Origin of the sequence: Leptolyngbya sp. AS-A5 (assembly GCF_039962495.1) — a bacterium.
Lineage (GTDB): Bacteria > Cyanobacteriota > Cyanobacteriia > Leptolyngbyales > Leptolyngbyaceae > Leptolyngbya.
In genome coordinates, this window is record NZ_JAMPLL010000003.1 from 69,849 (window position 1) to 86,765 (window position 16,917).

14 protein-coding genes are annotated in these 16,917 nt (G+C 49.5%); 7 read left to right on the forward strand and 7 right to left on the reverse strand.

Annotation, left to right across the window (positions count from 1 at the left end; translation table 11 throughout):
- Positions 1-5: 5 nt before the first annotated feature.
- Positions 6-2,336 (reverse strand): ribonucleoside-triphosphate reductase, adenosylcobalamin-dependent, encoded by a 2,331-nt coding sequence (gene nrdJ, locus NC980_RS04990; protein ID WP_190377684.1) that lies wholly within the window; start codon positions 2,334-2,336, stop codon positions 6-8.
- A 362-nt stretch (positions 2,337-2,698) separates the two neighbouring features.
- On the opposite strand from nrdJ, the gene NC980_RS04995 reads away from it, so the two are divergent.
- Entirely contained in the window at positions 2,699-3,808 is a 1,110-nt protein-coding gene (locus tag NC980_RS04995; protein WP_190377685.1) for a hypothetical protein, read from the forward strand.
- 3 nt (positions 3,809-3,811) lie between these two features.
- Here NC980_RS04995 and prmA read toward each other — a convergent pair whose 3' ends face one another.
- Together prmA and serA are read right to left on the reverse strand one after the other, a co-directional pair.
- Complete coding sequence (gene prmA / locus NC980_RS05000; protein WP_190377686.1) at positions 3,812-4,702, reverse strand: 50S ribosomal protein L11 methyltransferase; 891 nt, start codon at positions 4,700-4,702, stop codon at positions 3,812-3,814.
- 114 nt (positions 4,703-4,816) lie between these two features.
- Positions 4,817-6,397 (reverse strand): phosphoglycerate dehydrogenase, encoded by a 1,581-nt coding sequence (gene serA, locus NC980_RS05005; RefSeq protein ID WP_190377687.1) that lies wholly within the window; start codon positions 6,395-6,397, stop codon positions 4,817-4,819.
- A gap of 105 nt (positions 6,398-6,502) precedes the next feature.
- Here serA and NC980_RS05010 point away from each other — a divergent pair, with 105 nt between their 5' ends.
- The 4 genes from NC980_RS05010 to NC980_RS05025 all read left to right on the forward strand — a co-directional run bounded on the left by NC980_RS05010 (position 6,503) and on the right by NC980_RS05025 (position 9,638).
- Positions 6,503-7,345, forward strand: coding sequence for a Uma2 family endonuclease (locus tag NC980_RS05010; RefSeq protein WP_347272622.1), 843 nt, complete (start codon positions 6,503-6,505; stop codon positions 7,343-7,345).
- 56 nt (positions 7,346-7,401) lie between these two features.
- Entirely contained in the window at positions 7,402-7,707 is a 306-nt protein-coding gene (locus NC980_RS05015; RefSeq protein WP_190377688.1) for a DUF4090 family protein, read from the forward strand.
- Positions 7,707-8,717, forward strand: a complete 1,011-nt coding sequence (locus NC980_RS05020; protein WP_190377689.1) for a threo-3-hydroxy-L-aspartate ammonia-lyase — start codon at positions 7,707-7,709, stop codon at positions 8,715-8,717. The genes NC980_RS05015 and NC980_RS05020 overlap by 1 nt, the downstream gene beginning before the upstream one ends.
- A gap of 102 nt (positions 8,718-8,819) precedes the next feature.
- Positions 8,820-9,638, forward strand: coding sequence for a prohibitin family protein (locus NC980_RS05025; protein WP_190377690.1), 819 nt, complete (start codon positions 8,820-8,822; stop codon positions 9,636-9,638).
- Positions 9,639-9,685: 47 nt separating this feature from the next.
- Here NC980_RS05025 and NC980_RS05030 read toward each other — a convergent pair whose 3' ends face one another.
- From NC980_RS05030 to NC980_RS05040, 3 genes are all read right to left on the reverse strand, one after another.
- Positions 9,686-10,696 carry an Npun_R2821/Npun_R2822 family protein gene (locus NC980_RS05030; protein ID WP_190377691.1) on the reverse strand — a complete coding sequence of 337 codons (1,011 nt, stop codon included), beginning with the start codon at positions 10,694-10,696 and terminating at the stop codon, positions 9,686-9,688.
- A gap of 96 nt (positions 10,697-10,792) precedes the next feature.
- Positions 10,793-11,956 carry an LL-diaminopimelate aminotransferase gene (locus tag NC980_RS05035; RefSeq protein ID WP_190377692.1) on the reverse strand — a complete coding sequence of 388 codons (1,164 nt, stop codon included), beginning with the start codon at positions 11,954-11,956 and terminating at the stop codon, positions 10,793-10,795.
- 9 nt (positions 11,957-11,965) lie between these two features.
- The gene (locus NC980_RS05040) at positions 11,966-12,298 is read right to left on the reverse strand and encodes a thioredoxin family protein (protein ID WP_190377693.1); all 333 of its coding nucleotides are present in this window, start codon (positions 12,296-12,298) and stop codon (positions 11,966-11,968) included.
- Between the two features lie 98 nt (positions 12,299-12,396).
- Between NC980_RS05040 and NC980_RS05045 the strand changes: the two genes are divergently transcribed.
- Both NC980_RS05045 and groL read left to right on the forward strand, forming a co-directional pair.
- The gene (locus tag NC980_RS05045; protein ID WP_190377694.1) at positions 12,397-12,777 is read left to right on the forward strand and encodes a hypothetical protein; all 381 of its coding nucleotides are present in this window, start codon (positions 12,397-12,399) and stop codon (positions 12,775-12,777) included.
- Between the two features lie 92 nt (positions 12,778-12,869).
- A complete protein-coding gene (groL, locus tag NC980_RS05050) occupies positions 12,870-14,537 on the forward strand; it encodes a chaperonin GroEL (protein ID WP_190377695.1) in 1,668 nt (555 codons plus the stop codon).
- 368 nt (positions 14,538-14,905) lie between these two features.
- On the opposite strand, the gene ftsH is transcribed toward groL, so the two are convergent.
- Positions 14,906-16,813 (reverse strand): ATP-dependent zinc metalloprotease FtsH, encoded by a 1,908-nt coding sequence (ftsH, locus tag NC980_RS05055; protein WP_190377696.1) that lies wholly within the window; start codon positions 16,811-16,813, stop codon positions 14,906-14,908.
- Positions 16,814-16,917 lie beyond the last annotated feature (104 nt).

Below are 16,917 nucleotides of genomic sequence, written 5' to 3' on the forward strand. Positions count from 1 at the left end.
ATCAATTAAGCATTCTCTTTCTTGGTGTCAGAGAACAAGCATTTGTCCGAATCACAGCCTGCTGGGCCTGCCTCGATTAAATCTCCGCCATCATGCCGCACTAACGCTGCATAAAAGTCATCGATCGATCGACGCTCTACCACTTCCGCTTGTAAACGATCAAAGGTCGCCTTATCAATCTTCTCAAACGGCAGTCTGGGGAACGGTGCATCAAATCGCGCTAACAATGCCGCACTGATATAGCCTTCATTGTTCTCGATCGCTTGATGAATCCGAGTTGCAAGACCTTCAATCTCATCTTCACGAAGTTCGATCGTGGCGCTGGTATTGTGAGCCGTGTAGTATTTCTGGACTTGGAGATAGAAATCCATCTGTGCCAAAGCCGAGAATTTCTCAATCTCAATCTGATCAGCTCCTGGAAGATTTGCCCAGGGCACTTCGACCGGAATTTCAACTAACCATTCTGTACAACGCGGATCAAACGGATCATTCAACAGATTACCGTTTTCATCTTTATCCGACTGCGATGGAACAATGCTGTACCCATAGTCCAAACAAGCTAGAGCAACGGGATCATTTTTACGGAAAGTAATCCGACGAATGAAGCGTTGAGCTTTCGGAGGATGCCAGCCAGAACTTGCACCCGTTAATAGAGACTTCGTTCCCGCAGGTTGAACAGTCGTACAGCGATTCGGGCGGCGGATACCGTGACGATCGCAATATTCACCCACAACCCGATGAACAATTTCTTTCCAGCGCGATAGATACTCTTGCTCTCGCGCTTTGAACCGCAATCCGGTGACAGTATCGGGTCTACCTGCTTCCCACCAGCGTAACCATTCCACACCAAAGGCATGAACAAAGAAATCAAACAGTCCGGTGAACGAGACACCGACGATCGGATCAAGCTCACGCGAATATTGATAGCGCAGTTCATTAAACCGATGATTCAACAATGCTGCAACCGAGAGCGCACCTGCCGTAAACGCCTGCTCTTGAGCTTCGTAATCCAACGGATCAATTTGATTTAAGTGGACTTCAGACAAATTGCAGTGGAAATTACTGCCCAGGATCTCACCACATGGGTTAAGTCCGTAACGTTGTAATCGATGCTCCAATTCTTCAGTCGGCATGCTCGGATATCTGTTCTGAATCCACTGCTGACCGTTGCCTGCTTCATAAGCTTGGATAAATTCAGCTTTGAGTTTGGGAGTGTTCAGGATATCCGCATTTGATCGAGCAATTGCCTCCGGTGCATATTGAATTGCGCCTTCACCCGAATAGAACTGTTTACGAACCGCATCGATCGATTCTTGCAGCGTCGGTTTGTGGTGATAAACGCGAGTATGATTCGCCATCCGCAACACATCACGATCCGGATCAATCCGCCAGTTGCCTTGATCGTCTTGTTGCCACAAGTTATCTTTTGCAACCGCAAACTCAGCATCGTCACTGCTGCCCTGACGCATCCCCGCACTGCGACGAATGTTACCTGCCACCACGCAAGCCGCAGCTTCATCAATCAACAAGCAGCACTCAATCGGAGAGAGTTTACGCCCGATCGCGCGATTCAACACTTTAGCGCAACGCTCATACAAAGCAGGCAATCGAATCGGATTCGCCACTCCGCCAAAGCCCTTCAACCGCTCACCCGCAGGACGGACGGAACCCAAGTCGATCGAAACTTCCACATCTGCGGTAAAACGATCGTCGCTCGATAGTTCCAATAAAGTCTGATACGACTTCACCCAACCTTGACGACTATCTCCAACCGCGATCGTCACCGAATTACCCTCGATTTCAACCCCGGTCTGATCGGCTCTAAGGAAATCCGGCACTTCGCCAATTTCTCGCGTGATCGTCACATTCAACCGATTGCGAATTTCGGGTAAGCGATCGGTATATTTGTGCTCCAGCACCGCACCCGTACCGCTTCCCATCATGGCGAGATCCATCATCAGACCAAACGCTCGCCAGTCGGTTAAATTCGTGCTGGTGCAGTTATAAGAGCCAGAAAAATTCTCTGAACGATTAATCCAAGCCGTGCCACCGACCCAGAGCCACCGACCCGACGGCAAACAGCGCATCGATCGCTGCATTAATTCAATCAATGCCTGCTCTTTTTCTGTAAACCGTCCAAGGTCAGCGAGTCCTTGCATGGTACGCTGGCTCACTTGCGCCCACGACTCGCGCCGAGTTTCGCTCAGCTTGCGGCTGTAGGTTCTGTAAAACACCGGATTCGCAGCAGGAGCCGAAGCCGGAAATTGACTGCTATTGTCGTCATCTGGCACACTAGAGCCAGAGAACTCTTTTGGACGGGTGATATCCTGAACCATGTGGGACTCCTTTCGTGGACTTGGCGCTAAATGAAATTTGATTTAAGAGCGCTACGAGTAGTGTTTACATAATAGCCACTACTCTACATCTGGTACGAAAAATGATCAAGTGATTTCCAGTTAGCCCGAACGTACTAAATCGTTGCTAAAGTATAGCGGTAAATTTGCACTACTCGTCTCACAATGGCAGGGAATTTACAATTCTCACTCCCCCAAAAGTTTGTTTATACGAGCAGCAGATCGCGTTTCTATTTCCAAAACCAACCCCCAATTCCGCTCACCCTGTCCTAAAATGCTGAATAACTTCGAGCGACGCACGCTTTCAGCGCAGCGAAGCTGACCGCCCAACCTCAGCTTTAACTATGTCTTCTTTTGCAAGCTTCTTTCGCACCCTACCGGACACCCTTCAGCAACCTACTGCACTCGCAATGTTGGGATCAGTCGGAGCGCATCTTCTGATATTTGCCACCTTACCTGCCTTTACGTCCTCAAGCGAACCGCGCCCAGAAGCAGAAGTTCGACGAGTCCGCCTGCTCGAACCGCCTCAAGGAAGCAACCCTCAAGCCTCGTCGCAGCTTGCCCTGCCGCCTGTGCCAAACCCGCCGAACAGCAAAACACAGCTTCCTATCACGGCACAGGGCAGATCCGCTATCCCGAATCCGCTCTACACGATTCCCGACTTAAACTCCCCGGTGACCCTGAATCCGCCGCCGCCGATTCCGACTCCCACGCAACCGCAGATCTCACAAGCCGATCGCTTTAATGAACTGCTGCGCCGACTTGCCGCCCAACAGCCGCGAATCGTACCGCCGCCTAAGCCTCCTGCACCCACACCTACGACCCAACCGTCACCGCAACCCAATATCTCGATTAGTCCTAATTCATCGATCGCGGGCTTAACTCCAGCCAATCCGAACGATGTTGCCAAAGTCACACCACCATCGACTGAAGCACCGTCCCCCGCGCCCACCACAACCCAATCCCCCGCACCTGCGACAACTCAATCCCCCGCACCTACAACCTCAAACGATCAGCTTCTTGCTGCAACTCGCTACAATCCTGAAGGTACATCCCAGCAGGACAGCGTTCAAGCGGCTCAAAAGCTCACCGAAGAGTTGACGGCAAAAGATACGCCTTGGGAGTATGTTCGCCTGCGTCAGCCTCAAGAACCGCTCAAAGAGCTTGACTATCCGTTAGCATTTCCACTGAGCAACTACAAACAGCATCCCATCGCGATCGCGATCTTCATCGGCAAGGATGGCAAGCCTCTCGCTGATCGCAAACCGCAAATTCTCAACAGCACAGGCTACCCGATTCTCAACGACAAAGCGATCGAGTACGTGCAGAAAGACGCGAACCAACCAGATCGATTTCCGGCGATCGCTGAAGATAAGATTCGAGTGTTTGTTTACGAATTTCAGTTCAAAGCACCGAATATGGGAACGGCTTCGACCCCACAATCACGGGGTTAAGGGTTATGATCGACGCACATTCAAGCAGCACCAATCTCCCCGTTTCCAGAGTGCTGCGACGATCCAACCATTTGCTTCTAAGGTGTCCGCAACAGGCTTTGCTTGATCGAGTAAAATTCCGCTCAAGATTCCCCAACTGCTTGGTTTAACAAGCGGCTCCCATTGTGGAATTAAATCGATGATTACTTCTGCCAAAATATTGCACACTAAACCATCGACGGGCTGATCGATCATTTTCACCAATTCTTCAATGCTGCCTTGAGCCGTAATTAATCGGCTCGAATCGATGTGATTGAGTTCGATATTCTCTAGGGTTGCTTTTACTGCCAGTGGGTCAGTATCAACCGCATAGGCTTTCTTTGCTCCAAGCAACAATGCGCCGACCGAGAGAATGCCCGATCCACAGCCAATGTCCACGATCGTCACATTCTCCGAATCAGCACCCACCCGCATCTCCAACGCTTCTAAGCAGAGTTGCGTGGTGGCATGATCTCCAGTTCCGAAGGCGACTCCGGGTTCGAGCTGCATTATAATTCGATCGCTCTTTTCGGGCAGGGGCAACCAAGCCGGATTAATCAAGAATCGATCGCCGACTTCCTGCGGTTTCCAGTAGGTTTTCCAGCTACTTGCCCAATCTTCTTCGTCAATGATGCGCCACTGCACGATCGGCGCTGACAACTTCATACACAGCCCATCCTGTTTTAGCAACAATGCCAGCGCCGATAGATCTAATAGCTGTACCTGTTGCTGTGGTACATAGGCGGACACTAAGGACGATGATCCTTTGCTTTGGCTCGAAGCACCCCGACAACCAAAGTTATCAAAGCGCCAGATCACGGTTTCTTCTAATGCTGTATCACAGAGAACTTGAATTTCCCACCAACTGTTTGACATAGGGTGCGCGATTAGGTGAAGGATAGGGAGGTGGGGAGTAGGGAGTAGGAGAATCAAGCCAACGATCGATTGGATGATTCCGGGCAACCGACTCCCTCTCACAATGACGATCGCTTACAGCGTGACCGTATAAGCATCGCGAATTCCAGATACTTCCTTGATTTGATTCAGAATGTTCTCTGGTAGCGGATCATCAATGCTCAGAACCATCACGGCATCACCCCGCACAATCTTGCGTCCCACCTGCATACTGGCAATGTTGACGTTAGATTCACCCAGCAATGAGCCAATCCGCCCAATGATGCCCGGTGTATCGCGGTGTAAGGTGAACAACATATAGCGATTTGGCGGAACGTTGATCGGAAAATCATTGATACTGGTAATCCGAATCTCATCGTCACCCAGCAACGCACCCGTCACTGAATGTTCTCCGAGTGTTCCTTTGGCTGACAGATGCAGCGAACCTGCATAGTCCTTGGTTGAAGCATCGCGAGTTTCAATCACGCGAATTCCCCGCTCTTTTGCTTCGATGCTGGCATTTACATAGTTGACGCGCTCTTGCAGAGCAGGCGATAACAATCCTTTCAGCGCTGCAATCACGATCGGCTGACTTTGATTGGTTGCTAGATCTCCACGCAGTCCGATATTCAGCGATTCAATCCGACCTCCTGCCAACTGTCCAACCATCTTGCCGAGCGTTTCCGCAAGCTGCAAGTATGGCTTCAACTGCTCCATAATTTCGGGACGCAAGCCCGGAATATTGACCGCCGATCGTGCAGGCTCACCCAGCAAGACATCCCGAATTTGCTCTGCCACATCGATCGCCACGTTCACCTGAGCTTCTTCGGTTGATGCTCCCAAATGTGGCGTTAGCACGGCTTCTTTACCCAACGCTTTGAGCGGCGATTCTCCGAGCGGTTCCGCTGCAAACACATCGAGCGCGGCTCCGGCAATCTTTCCAGCTTTCAGGGCTTCAGAGATCGCGGCTTCATCGATAATGCCGCCCCGCGCACAGTTAATGATCCGAACATTCGGTTTCATTTTGGCGATCGAATCTGCGTTAATCAGATTCGTCGTTTCTGGAGTTTTGGGGATGTGCAGCGTAATGTAGTCCGCCGATTGGAACAAGACATCAAGTTCTACCAAGCTACAACCTAATTGTTCTGCACGTTCGGTCGAGATAAACGGATCATACGCAAGTAGCTTCATCCCCATTGCGCGTGCCACAGTTGCCACGTGAGCACCGATTTTACCTAGACCAACGACACCCAAAGTTTTGTTGTAAACTTCGTTCCCGGTGTAGCTTTTACGATCCCATTTGCCTTGTTTGAGTTTTTCATTCGCTTCGGGAATGTAGCGAGACAGGGACAGCATCATTGCAAGCGTGTGTTCTGCCGCCGCGATCGTATTACCTTCGGGCGAGTTCACAACGATTACGCCTTTTCGGGTTGCTGCCGGCACATCGACGTTATCGACCCCGACTCCCGCGCGTCCGATAATTTTGAGCTTCCGTCCGGCTTCGATTACTTCAGCAGTCACGCGAGTCCCAGAACGAATCATCAGCGCATCATATTCTGGAATCATCTCAACAAGCTGCTCTTTAGTCAGATCAGTTTTGATATCAACTTGAGCAACTTGCGACAGAATATCGATTCCAACTTGGTCGATCGGATCAGAAACAAGAACCTTGGGCATAACAACGGCGAAAGGCAGAGTGAGTAGGTGTGGAGATTTGCACAATGATTATTTTGAGCCGTTTTCCACAAATAGTCATTCTAGTAGATCCCGGTATCGCCCCTCGTGCATTCTTGGAAAAGTTTTCGATTTGCGCTGCGATCGCCACCCGTTAAACTAAAAACAGCGTTACTGGAGCCTGCCGATATGGTTCAACTCGATGCGACTCCTGCCCAATCTCGTCAAGACACTCCACCGTTTGTGGACGAAGCTCAAGCACCAGATTTACCGGAGGATATTACTTTTCCTCCGACTAACCTCTACAGTGATGAGCCGCCCTTGGAAACTGATTTTCACCGCCGTCAAATTGATCTGCTGATTCGGTTACTCGAATTCTGGTGGCGCGATCGCTCAGATTTTTACATTTCAGGCAATCTGACTGTTTACTACAACGAACAGCAATTAAAGAAGCGAGACTTTCGCGGCCCTGATGTGTTTGTTGTGTTAGGAGCCGAAAAACGCGATCGTCGCAGTTGGGCGATTTGGGAGGAAGGCGGCAAATATCCAAACGTGGTAATCGAATTATTGTCGAGCGCGACTGCTACGGTCGATCGCGGCAAGAAAAAAGACCTTTATCAAGATGTTTGGCGCGTTCCAGAGTATTACTGGTTTCACCCAGAAACAATGGAGTTTGCCGGATTTCGCTTAATCGGCGGAACTTACGGCGCGATCGCGCCCAACGAGAGCGGCAGATTGCCGAGTGAGCAACTAGGGCTAGAACTGGGCATTCACGATCGCCAATTGCGCTGGTTTACCGCAGAAGGCGAGTTGGTTCCCTTACCCGAAGAAGCCGAGCGCCAACGAGCAGAACAAGAACGCCAACGCGCTGAACAAGAACGCCAAGCACGGGAGCGATTAGAAAACTATTTGCGATCGCAAGGGCTCGATCCGAATCAGCTACCAGAGTAGAAATCGCATCACCGCCTGATAAGATGCCTAAAACGGGTTATGGGAACGTGACAAGCATGAGTACCGAAAATCAAAGTACAAAAGATCAAAATACAACAGGTGCAGACGCGATCGATGTTGCGATCGCCAAAGGGATTGATTTTGATGGCTCTCCGATTCCGTCTGAGAAGTTGGACTTATACAACAAAGTCATGGCGCTAGAAGCGGGACGGCAACGCAGTGGAGTGTCAAACACGATGCGATCGCGGATTGTTCGCATCGGAGCAAAGCACATTCCTCAAGCTGAACTGAATCAAACGCTAGAAGCCGCAGGATTCGCACCGCTGAAAGAGAAAGAAATCGCCTTTTTCTACAACAAGTAATGTCTGTCACTTACTCGGATATCTTAGCGGCTGCCGATCGTCTCGCAGGTGTTGCCCACCGAACACCCGTGATCACTTCAAACACAGTGAATCAGCGCACTCGCGCTCAGGTGCTTTTCAAGTGTGAGAACTTTCAGCGATCGGGGTCGTTTAAGTTCCGAGGTGCTTACAATGCAATGGCTCAACTGAGCGATGAACAACGCAGGCGCGGCGTGATTGCGTTTTCATCGGGCAATCATGGGCAAGCGTTAGCCTTGGCAGGTCAAATTCTGAATGTTCCTGTGACGATCGTCATGCCAAACGACGCGCCAGAGGTAAAGAAAGCAGCAACACAAAGCTACGAAGCTGAAGTTATTTTTTACAATCGCACTCTACAAAAGCGAGAAGAAGTTGCACAATCGATCGCAGACGATCGTGGCTTAACCTTAATTCCACCCTTTGATTTTGCGCCAGTGATCGCAGGGCAGGGAACCACTGCAAAAGAATTGATCGAAGAAGTCGGCAACTTAGATGTCATGCTAGTCTGCTGTGGCGGAGGTGGATTGATTTCAGGCTGTGCGATCGCTGCCGATACTCTTTCTCCGAACTGTCAGACCATTGGAGTTGAACCCAAACGTGCAGATGATGCCACGCGATCGTTCTACAGCGGCACCCTGCAAACCGTTGAGAATCCGAACACGATCGCAGATGGTGCCAGAACAGCTTCGCTCGGAGAACTCACCTTTCCGTTAATTCTGGAGTACGTTGATGAGATGGTTACAGTGTCCGAAGCCGCAATCTTACGCACGATGCTTTTCGTTTGGGAGCGGCTCAAGATTGTGGTTGAACCCACAGGCGTTCTAGCAACAGCAGCATTGCTCGAAGGAATTGTTTCTTTTCCAGATGCCAAAATTGGTGTGATTATTAGCGGCGGTAATGTCGATCTGAAAGAAGCTGGAAAGCTCTTTACTAAAGCAACCGCAAAAGAGAAATTCTCACAGCGTCGTCCGCTCGCACCAGAAATGAGCTAGGGTTTTCGGAGTAAAGACGATCGTGCTTGTAGAGGCTTCATAGAAAGCATCTGATCACTTTTGGGCAAGCTAACTCTATCCAACTCATAAAAGACAATTGATATGCAAGCATTTGCGCTGAATCGCAAAACAATGATTCCGATGCTAATTGTGTCTGGTTTGCTTGGATTTGGTGGACTGGTTGCCCTTCTACGCTGTGTGACGGTGATTAAAACTGGAGAAATTGGCATTGTTGATCTTTACGGTCAAGTGTCAGCTCAACCCCTCACTCCAGGCATTCACCTCAAAAATCCACTGGCTCGGTTAACCAAGTTTTCAACACGGATTCGCGAAGTCAAAGAAACCCTGGAAACTCCAACCAAAGAAGGCTTGATGGTGAATGTCGATGTCAGCGTGCTTTATCGCATTGAGCCTGAGAAGGCAAAACAGCTTTATCAAACCGTGGGCACGAATTACGAAGAGGTCATTCTTACCCCTCAGATCCGATCGCTGATTCGAGGTGCAACTGCAACTTATGAACTGAAAACCCTTTACACCAGCGATCGAGAAAAACTTGCACAGCAGCTTCGCGACAATCTGAACAAGAGCTTGCGCGATCGCGGCATCATCATCGAAGAAGCGCCCCTCCGGAATGTCAAGCTTCCTGAAGCGCTAGAACGATCAGTACAGGACAAACTCAAAGCTGAGCAAGAAAGCCAACGCATGAAGTTTGTTCTCGACAGAGAGCGGCAAGAAGCCGATCGCAAACGCATCGAAGCTCAAGGAAACGCAGATGCACAGAGAATTCTATCGCAAGGATTGACCGATCAAGCCCTGCGATTTAAGCAAATTGAAGCTATGCAACAACTGGCGACATCTCAGAATTCAAAAGTGATTGTGTTGAGTGGGGATCAGAAAGCGCCTGTAATGTTGCAGCCTTGAGAGTTATCTCTGCGATTTGCTAGTGTCAGAGACTAATCTTAAAAAAACTACCTCAAAAGTTTCTGTGCTGCTCTTTGAAACAATCGACCTGTTTTAGTGAGAACACTAGGAGGTTTTAGAACCGATGGTTTCTGCTCTGGTCGATCGAGAAATCGGTAGTGCAAGAAAACCTCTTTGTATCGAATCTCTACATCTTCTCCGTGACAAAATCTTGCAAAGTCAGTAGAAGAATAGCCCATGTAATGAATCCGATGGATTGGTTTCAGCCCTTGTTCATTGTAAAGAACATGATCGATTAAAACAAATGGATCTCGATTCGCACAGTTTCCAGTCCGCTCTTGACCATTCGGACTGAGGGTGAAGTTAAACAGGGGGCGATCGCATCGAAGGGTCATGTAATTAAATAAAAAGGCATCGTCCCACCAACCCTGATTATTCACCCATGCTGCCCCAGCTTGCATCGCGATCTGCTTTTGTAGGATTGCCAGCTCTTGATCATCAAAAATTCCACGTTTTGACCCGAAGAAACTAGAACAATGGAGTTTAGGACGAATTTCAGATTCTGTAAACGCACCCGTTGCTTCGATTAGCGGAATGTTCAGGGCTGCATTCTGGCTTGACTTAGCATGTTCCCAGTCATCAAACACAAAGTCATACAGTTTTAGCCGCTCCCAAATTTGGGTCAAAGGCTTCATTGCTAGACTGTCTCCATCAAAAAAGACGAACTGCTCAAACTGCCCGTCGAATGCTGCAAATTTACGATGCAGTTTGCCTTTGTACCAACGAGGATGAGCCTGCTGAGTGCGTTGTGCTTCTGGGTGAGCCTTAACAAACTCACGAGCGAAGTTTTCCCAACGATCGATTGATGACTGATTCTGGAATAGGGTCACATTCGGACGCGCCTGAATTTCCGCCTTGACGCGATCGAGGCGATCGTCAAAGGGAATCACGCAGACAGGAATATCCGGATCAACGTTTGCTTTAATGCTGTTTAGCAGGGCAACAAGCTGATCAAAGACTGCATCATTTGCAAGGGTATAGATTCCAAAAGAGGTCACTTTAACGGCTCACTGTCTACGAGTTCGTTCACAGTATGCGACAAGTGATTTGAAATCTAACACTCGTTCCCGCAATTCTTAGAAGCCGATTCACTTCTACAAAAACTTAGCGATACGATCGACCGCTTCGACTAATCGCTCCGGTTCATGCACCAGCGCAAATCTTACATATCCTTCGCCGGATTTACCGAATCCTGCACCCGGAGAGACTGCAACGCCTGTAGCTTCTACAAGTTTGACCGCAAAGTTGATCGAATCCTTCACCCAAGGTTCCGGCAGCCTTGCCCAAACATACATTGCCGCTTCAGGCATCGGCACCTTCCAACCGATCTGATGCAAGCGATCGACAAACACATCCCGCCGCTGTCGATAAATTTCAACCGCTTTTTGCACTCCGGATTGATCTCCGGTTAGGGCTGCGATCGCCCCATCCAAAATGCCTCGATATTGATTAAAGTCGATCGCTGCTTTAACTTGTCTCAATGCTCGAATTAAGTCTGCGTTCCCGATCGCATAACCCACGCGAAAACCGCCCATTTTATAGGACTTTGAAAAAGTGAAAAACTCAATTGACACTGATTTTTCTGGATCAGCTTGCAGCACTGAGGGCATCGGAGCAGAACCGAGATAAAAATCGGCGTAAGGAAAATCGTGAACTAGCACTAAATCGTGAGTTTGGCAGAATTGCACTGCTTCTTGGAAAAAAGACAGAGGCGCGATCGCAGTCGTTGGATTGTGCGGATAGCTCAAAACCATCATCCGAGACTGAGCCAACACCGCAGACGGAATCTCTTCAAAGACTGGAAGGAACCCCTTCTCAGCCCGAAGCGGCATCGGGTAGATTTGCCCACTCGCTAAATAAACCCCGCCCGCATGAGACGGATATCCGGGATCAAGCAACAAGGCAAAATCACCCGGATTTAACACAGCTAAGGGTAAATGAGCTGTTCCTTCCTGCGATCCAACCAGAGCTAACACTTCAGTCTCTGGATCAACCGCAATCCCAAACTTATCGGTATACCAACGCGCCGCAGCTTGTCGAAACGCTCTCGTGCCGTGAAACAACAAATAACCATGCGTCGAAGGATCATGCAAGGACTGTTCGATCGCCTGAATGACGTGCGGTTCGGTTGGCAAATCAGACGACCCCAGCGATAGATCAATAATGTCCTGTCCTGCAGATAACGCCTTCGACTTAGCACGATCCATATCTGCGAAAACATTAGCTTGAAGCGGCTCTAAGCGTTTGGCAAACTGCATTTTTCCCTCTTACGCGGTAATCAAACTTTGATTTAAAAGGTCTTTGATTTTCTCCTTGTTCATCGCACCTTCTGCCGATTGTGTAATCTCACCTTTTTGCACAACCCGAAACGCCGGAACGCCCTCAATCTTGCATTTCGCCACGCTTTCAGGATTGGGATCAACTTCCATCTTGATCACTTTTAAACGATCGCCATACTCCGCCGCGATCGCATTCATCACCGGAGCCATCAATCGACAGGGGCCGCACCACTCTGCCCAAAAATACACCAGCACAGGCTGAGCGGCGTTCATTACTTCAGTTTCAAACTCTGCGTCACTAATCACAAGAACGCTACTCATCTCGACAGTCACAAATAACGACTTATCAATTTTAAAGCCCTGCGCTCCCTTCTGCCGATCTGCCATACTGAAACAGTACGGTACGGGTCGATTTGACTATGTTTGGCACATTTCAGCAAAGCAGCCTCCGCATTGAACTCGAAGCCTCGGAAGAAACGCTGGCAAGGAGTTTGACTCAAGTGAAAGAATTACAGAACTGGCTGTGGTTTGAGCGCTTCTCGATCGGGATTTCGGATACGCTTACCCCTGGCACAAAGTTAACCGGACGAATTGGACTTGTTACCATTCAGCACGAAGTCGAACTTGCAGAACCGAACCGGATTCGATTTCTTCTAAGTCAAGGAATTGATGGCTTTCATGAATGGGCATGGGGCAACGGTTGGGTACAATCCCGCCTCGAAGGAATTTCGCTTTTGCCGATCAGCCTTGGACAAACGGCAACGTTATTGAGCTTGAAGCAGTACCTAAAATCCCAATAATTTCTAGAGCATACGGTTTTCCGATCTTCCGAGTCTTTAGCACTCTGTCCCAGTGAGTGCTAAATTTCTAGGTGGAGAACTGGCTAAAATTTATGGCAAAGATTGTTGTCTTTGATGAAGAGTCCCGGCAGGCGCTAGAGCGCGGCGTAAACGCGCTCGCGGATGCAGTGCGCGTCACGCTAGGGCCACGGGGTCGGAACGTCTTATTGGAAAAGAAATTCGGCGCACCTCAGATTGTGAATGACGGGGTGACGATCGCAAAAGAAATCGAACTCGAAGACCCACTCGAAAACACGGGAGCCTCTTTGATCCGCGAAGTTGCTTCTAAAACCAAAGATTTAGCCGGAGATGGAACCACAACCGCAACGGTTCTCGCTCAAGCCATGATTCGCGAAGGCTTAAAGAACGTTGCCGCCGGCACAAACCCGATTAGCTTACGGCGCGGCATGGACAAAGCGATCGCTAAAATGGTCACTGAGATTCAAGCAGCAGCGAAACCCGTTGAAGGCACCGAAATTGCTCAAGTGGCAACAGTTTCGGCTGGAAACGACGAAGAAGTCGGACAGATGATTCAGTTTGCAATGGATCAAGTCGGTCGCGATGGTGTGATTACGGTTGAAGAATCGAAATCCTTGGCAACTGAACTCGAAGTGGTTGAGGGGATGGAAATCGATCGCGGCTATCTTTCGCCCTACTTTGTCACCGATGCGGAACGTTTGATTGTCGAATACGAAAACGTGGCAATCTTGCTGTGCGACAAAAAAATCAATTCGATTCAAGAATTGGTTCCGGTGTTAGAGCGAGTCGCAAGAGCGGGTCAACCCCTATTGATCATTGCGGAAGATGTGGAAGGAGAAGCACTGGCGACGCTGGTGGTGAACCGTCTGCGCGGTGTGTTAAATGTGGTGGCGATCAAAGCACCGGGCTTTGGCGATCGCCGCAAACAAATGCTGCAAGATATTGCGGTTCTCACCGATGGACAAGTGATTTCAGAAGAGATTGGTCTCAGCTTAGATGCAGTTTCAGCAGAAATGCTAGGAACAGCCAGAAGAATCATCGTGACCAAGGATGCGACCACGATCGTTTCTGATAATTCCAGTGGTGAGAATGTGCAGAAGCGTGTCGCTCAGTTGCGTCAAGAAGTTGAGCGCAGTGATTCTGAGTACGACAAGGAAAAGATCGCAGAACGGATTGCTAAGTTATCAGGTGGGATTGCTGTCATTAAAGTTGGAGCCGCAACCGAAACCGAACTAAAAAATCGCAAACTCCGGATCGAAGATGCGCTGAACGCAACTAAAGCGGCGGTCGCTGAAGGGGTTGTTCCGGGGGGTGGCGTGTCGCTGATCCACCTAGCGAGCAAGCTGCAAGAGTTGAAAGCGAGTCTTAATCCGGAAGAGCAAATTGGTGTCGATATCATTGTTCGATCGCTCGATGCTCCATTGCGCCAAATTGCCGATAACGCAGGAGTTGAAGGATCTGTCGTGGTTGAGAAAGTGCGAGAAATGAGCTTTAACCAGGGCTATAACGCGCTGACCAACCAGTACGAAGATCTTTTAGCTGCGGGGATTGTTGATCCGGCAAAAGTGGTGCGATCGGCACTTCAAGATGCAGGCTCGATCGCGGGGATGGTGCTGACAACTGAAGCACTTGTGGTTGAGAAGCCTGAACCAAAGTCTGCTGCTGCGCCTGATATGGGCGGCATGGGCGGTATGGGCGGTATGGGTGGCATGGGCGGCATGGGCGGCATGGGAATGATGTAGTCTGCCAACGCTTAGATTTTTGAGGCAGTTGATCGTTTTGATCAACTGCTTTTTTTTTACGTGAGTCTCCAAGGAAGGCGTACGTTAATTAAACGTAAGTTCGACGAGTCTCCTCACTTCGTTGCTGACTCGCCCCGGAATGAAATTCGGGGCTAATGATGCGAAGTCTCTCTACAGAGACTACAGATGGCAGAGTGATTTCTTCAGTCCCCTTTAGCGGACTTCGTTCTGTTAGCCCCGAATTCTATTCCGGAACGAGTGACCAACGGAGCGCAAAAAATTATCGAATTCACGTTAATTGAACGTTATTAGAAACGACCTAAAAAAGCCCTTTCTGCATTTTGAAAGGGCTTTTTCTAATCTCAATTTCAACTTGTAACGCTGGCAGTCTGCGATAAGCTATCGCGATATTCTTGAACAATCTTGCGGAATTGGTCGCCTTCGATCGTTTCCTGCTCCAGCAGCACATCAACTAATTGATCGACCAGAGGACGATTCTCCCGCAACAGTCGCCGCGCTTCTGCATAGCAAAACTTCGCAATCTCGCGCACCTTCTGATCAATCTTGCTGGCAAGCTCTTCAGAATATTCGGATTGTGGCATCATGTTCCGCCCCAAAAATACTTCGCCGCCTGAACTTTCCAGTGCTACCGGACCTAAATCCGACATGCCAAACATCGTCACCATTTGCCGAGCGATCTGAGTGACTTTGCCGATGTCGCTTGCTGCCCCAGCATCAATCGCATCTTCACCAAACACTTCCGCTTCGACTGCCCGACCCCCTAAAATCACTTTAATTCGATCAAGCATCCAAGCGCGAGTGTATAAGCCGCTATCGATCGTTTCTTCATTGGGAACCGTCTGGGAAAATCCTTCAATTCCACCCGCACGCGGAATGATGGTCACTTTGTTTAGCGGATCAGCCTTATCTAAAATGGTCGTGAGTAAAGCGTGTCCGATTTCGTGATAGGCAGTCATTCGCTTCCGAGTCGAATCCAGCAGCGGATTTTTCGCAAGCCCGATCGACACGCGATCAATCGCATCATCAATCTCCAGCATCGTCACCGCATCTTTACGACGACGTGCAGTAAGAATCGCAGCTTCATTCAGCAAGTTAGCTAACTCAGCCCCCGAAAAGCCGGGAGTTTGACGTGCAATTTTTTCTAAATCCACTTCATCTGAAAGTTTCTTGTTGCGGGCGTGGACTTCGAGGATTTTTAGTCGTCCTTTACGATCAGGTAAGTCAACCGTAATTTGGCGGTCGAATCGTCCTGGACGCAGTAAAGCAGAGTCTAGAACATCTGGGCGGTTTGTCGCGGCGATGACGATGATTCCAGCGTTGCCTTCAAACCCGTCCATCTCGGTTAACAACTGGTTTAGGGTTTGTTCGCGCTCATCGTTGCCGCCACCAATTCCGGCACCCCGTTGTCGTCCTACTGCATCAATTTCATCAATGAACACAATACAAGGTGCGTTCTCTTTCGCTTTCTTAAACAGATCGCGGACGCGGGAGGCACCCACGCCCACGAACATTTCGACAAACTCAGAACCAGAAATCGAGAAGAACGGAACACCTGCTTCACCTGCGATCGCTTTAGCCAGCAACGTCTTTCCGGTTCCGGGTGAGCCAACCAGCAGCGCACCTTTCGGAATTCGCGCTCCTACCGCCGTAAAGCGCTCTGGCTTCTTCAAGAAAGCGACGACTTCTTGAAGTTCTTCTTTCGCTTCTTCGATGCCTGCAACATCATCGAACATGACCCCCGTTTTGGCTTCCATTTGGAATCGAGCGCGAGACTTACCAAAGTTCATCGCCTGTCCAGGCCCACCCGGAGAATTGCTCGATCGACGTAGAATCAAGAGCAATCCAGCAATCAGCAGCATAAACAGTAGTAGATTCGCAATCAGTCCTACAACGACGCTATTATCGGCGGTGGGCTGAGAATCGAAAGATACCTTATTCTTGCGGAGGCGATCGATTAGTTCTGGATTGCGCTCTAACAGCTGCACTTCGATCGGTGGCTCGTTCTTGTTCTGTCCCTGGAGGCGGACTCGCGCAATGCTCTGAGCTTCATCAATTTCGACTCGCTCGACTTCACCTGCATCAATTTTTTTTAGCAATCCCGTATAGTTCAAGTTCTGGCGGGCTTGAGCCATTGCCGGAGCACTCATCAGCACAGTCTGAATTAGCAGCCAGCCCACAAGCGCAGCTTTTGTCACTTTGGATTTCGCTTTAGTGAGGGGCAGTGATTGCGCGAGGTTGCGGGAGCCTTTCATCATGAGTTGCCTTTTGCCTGTGGGACAGTGTGAAAAACTATAATACGGGGAAACTATAGTTCAGGGAAACTACAGCGGGTCAAGAGACGCTTATGCTACTGAAAAAG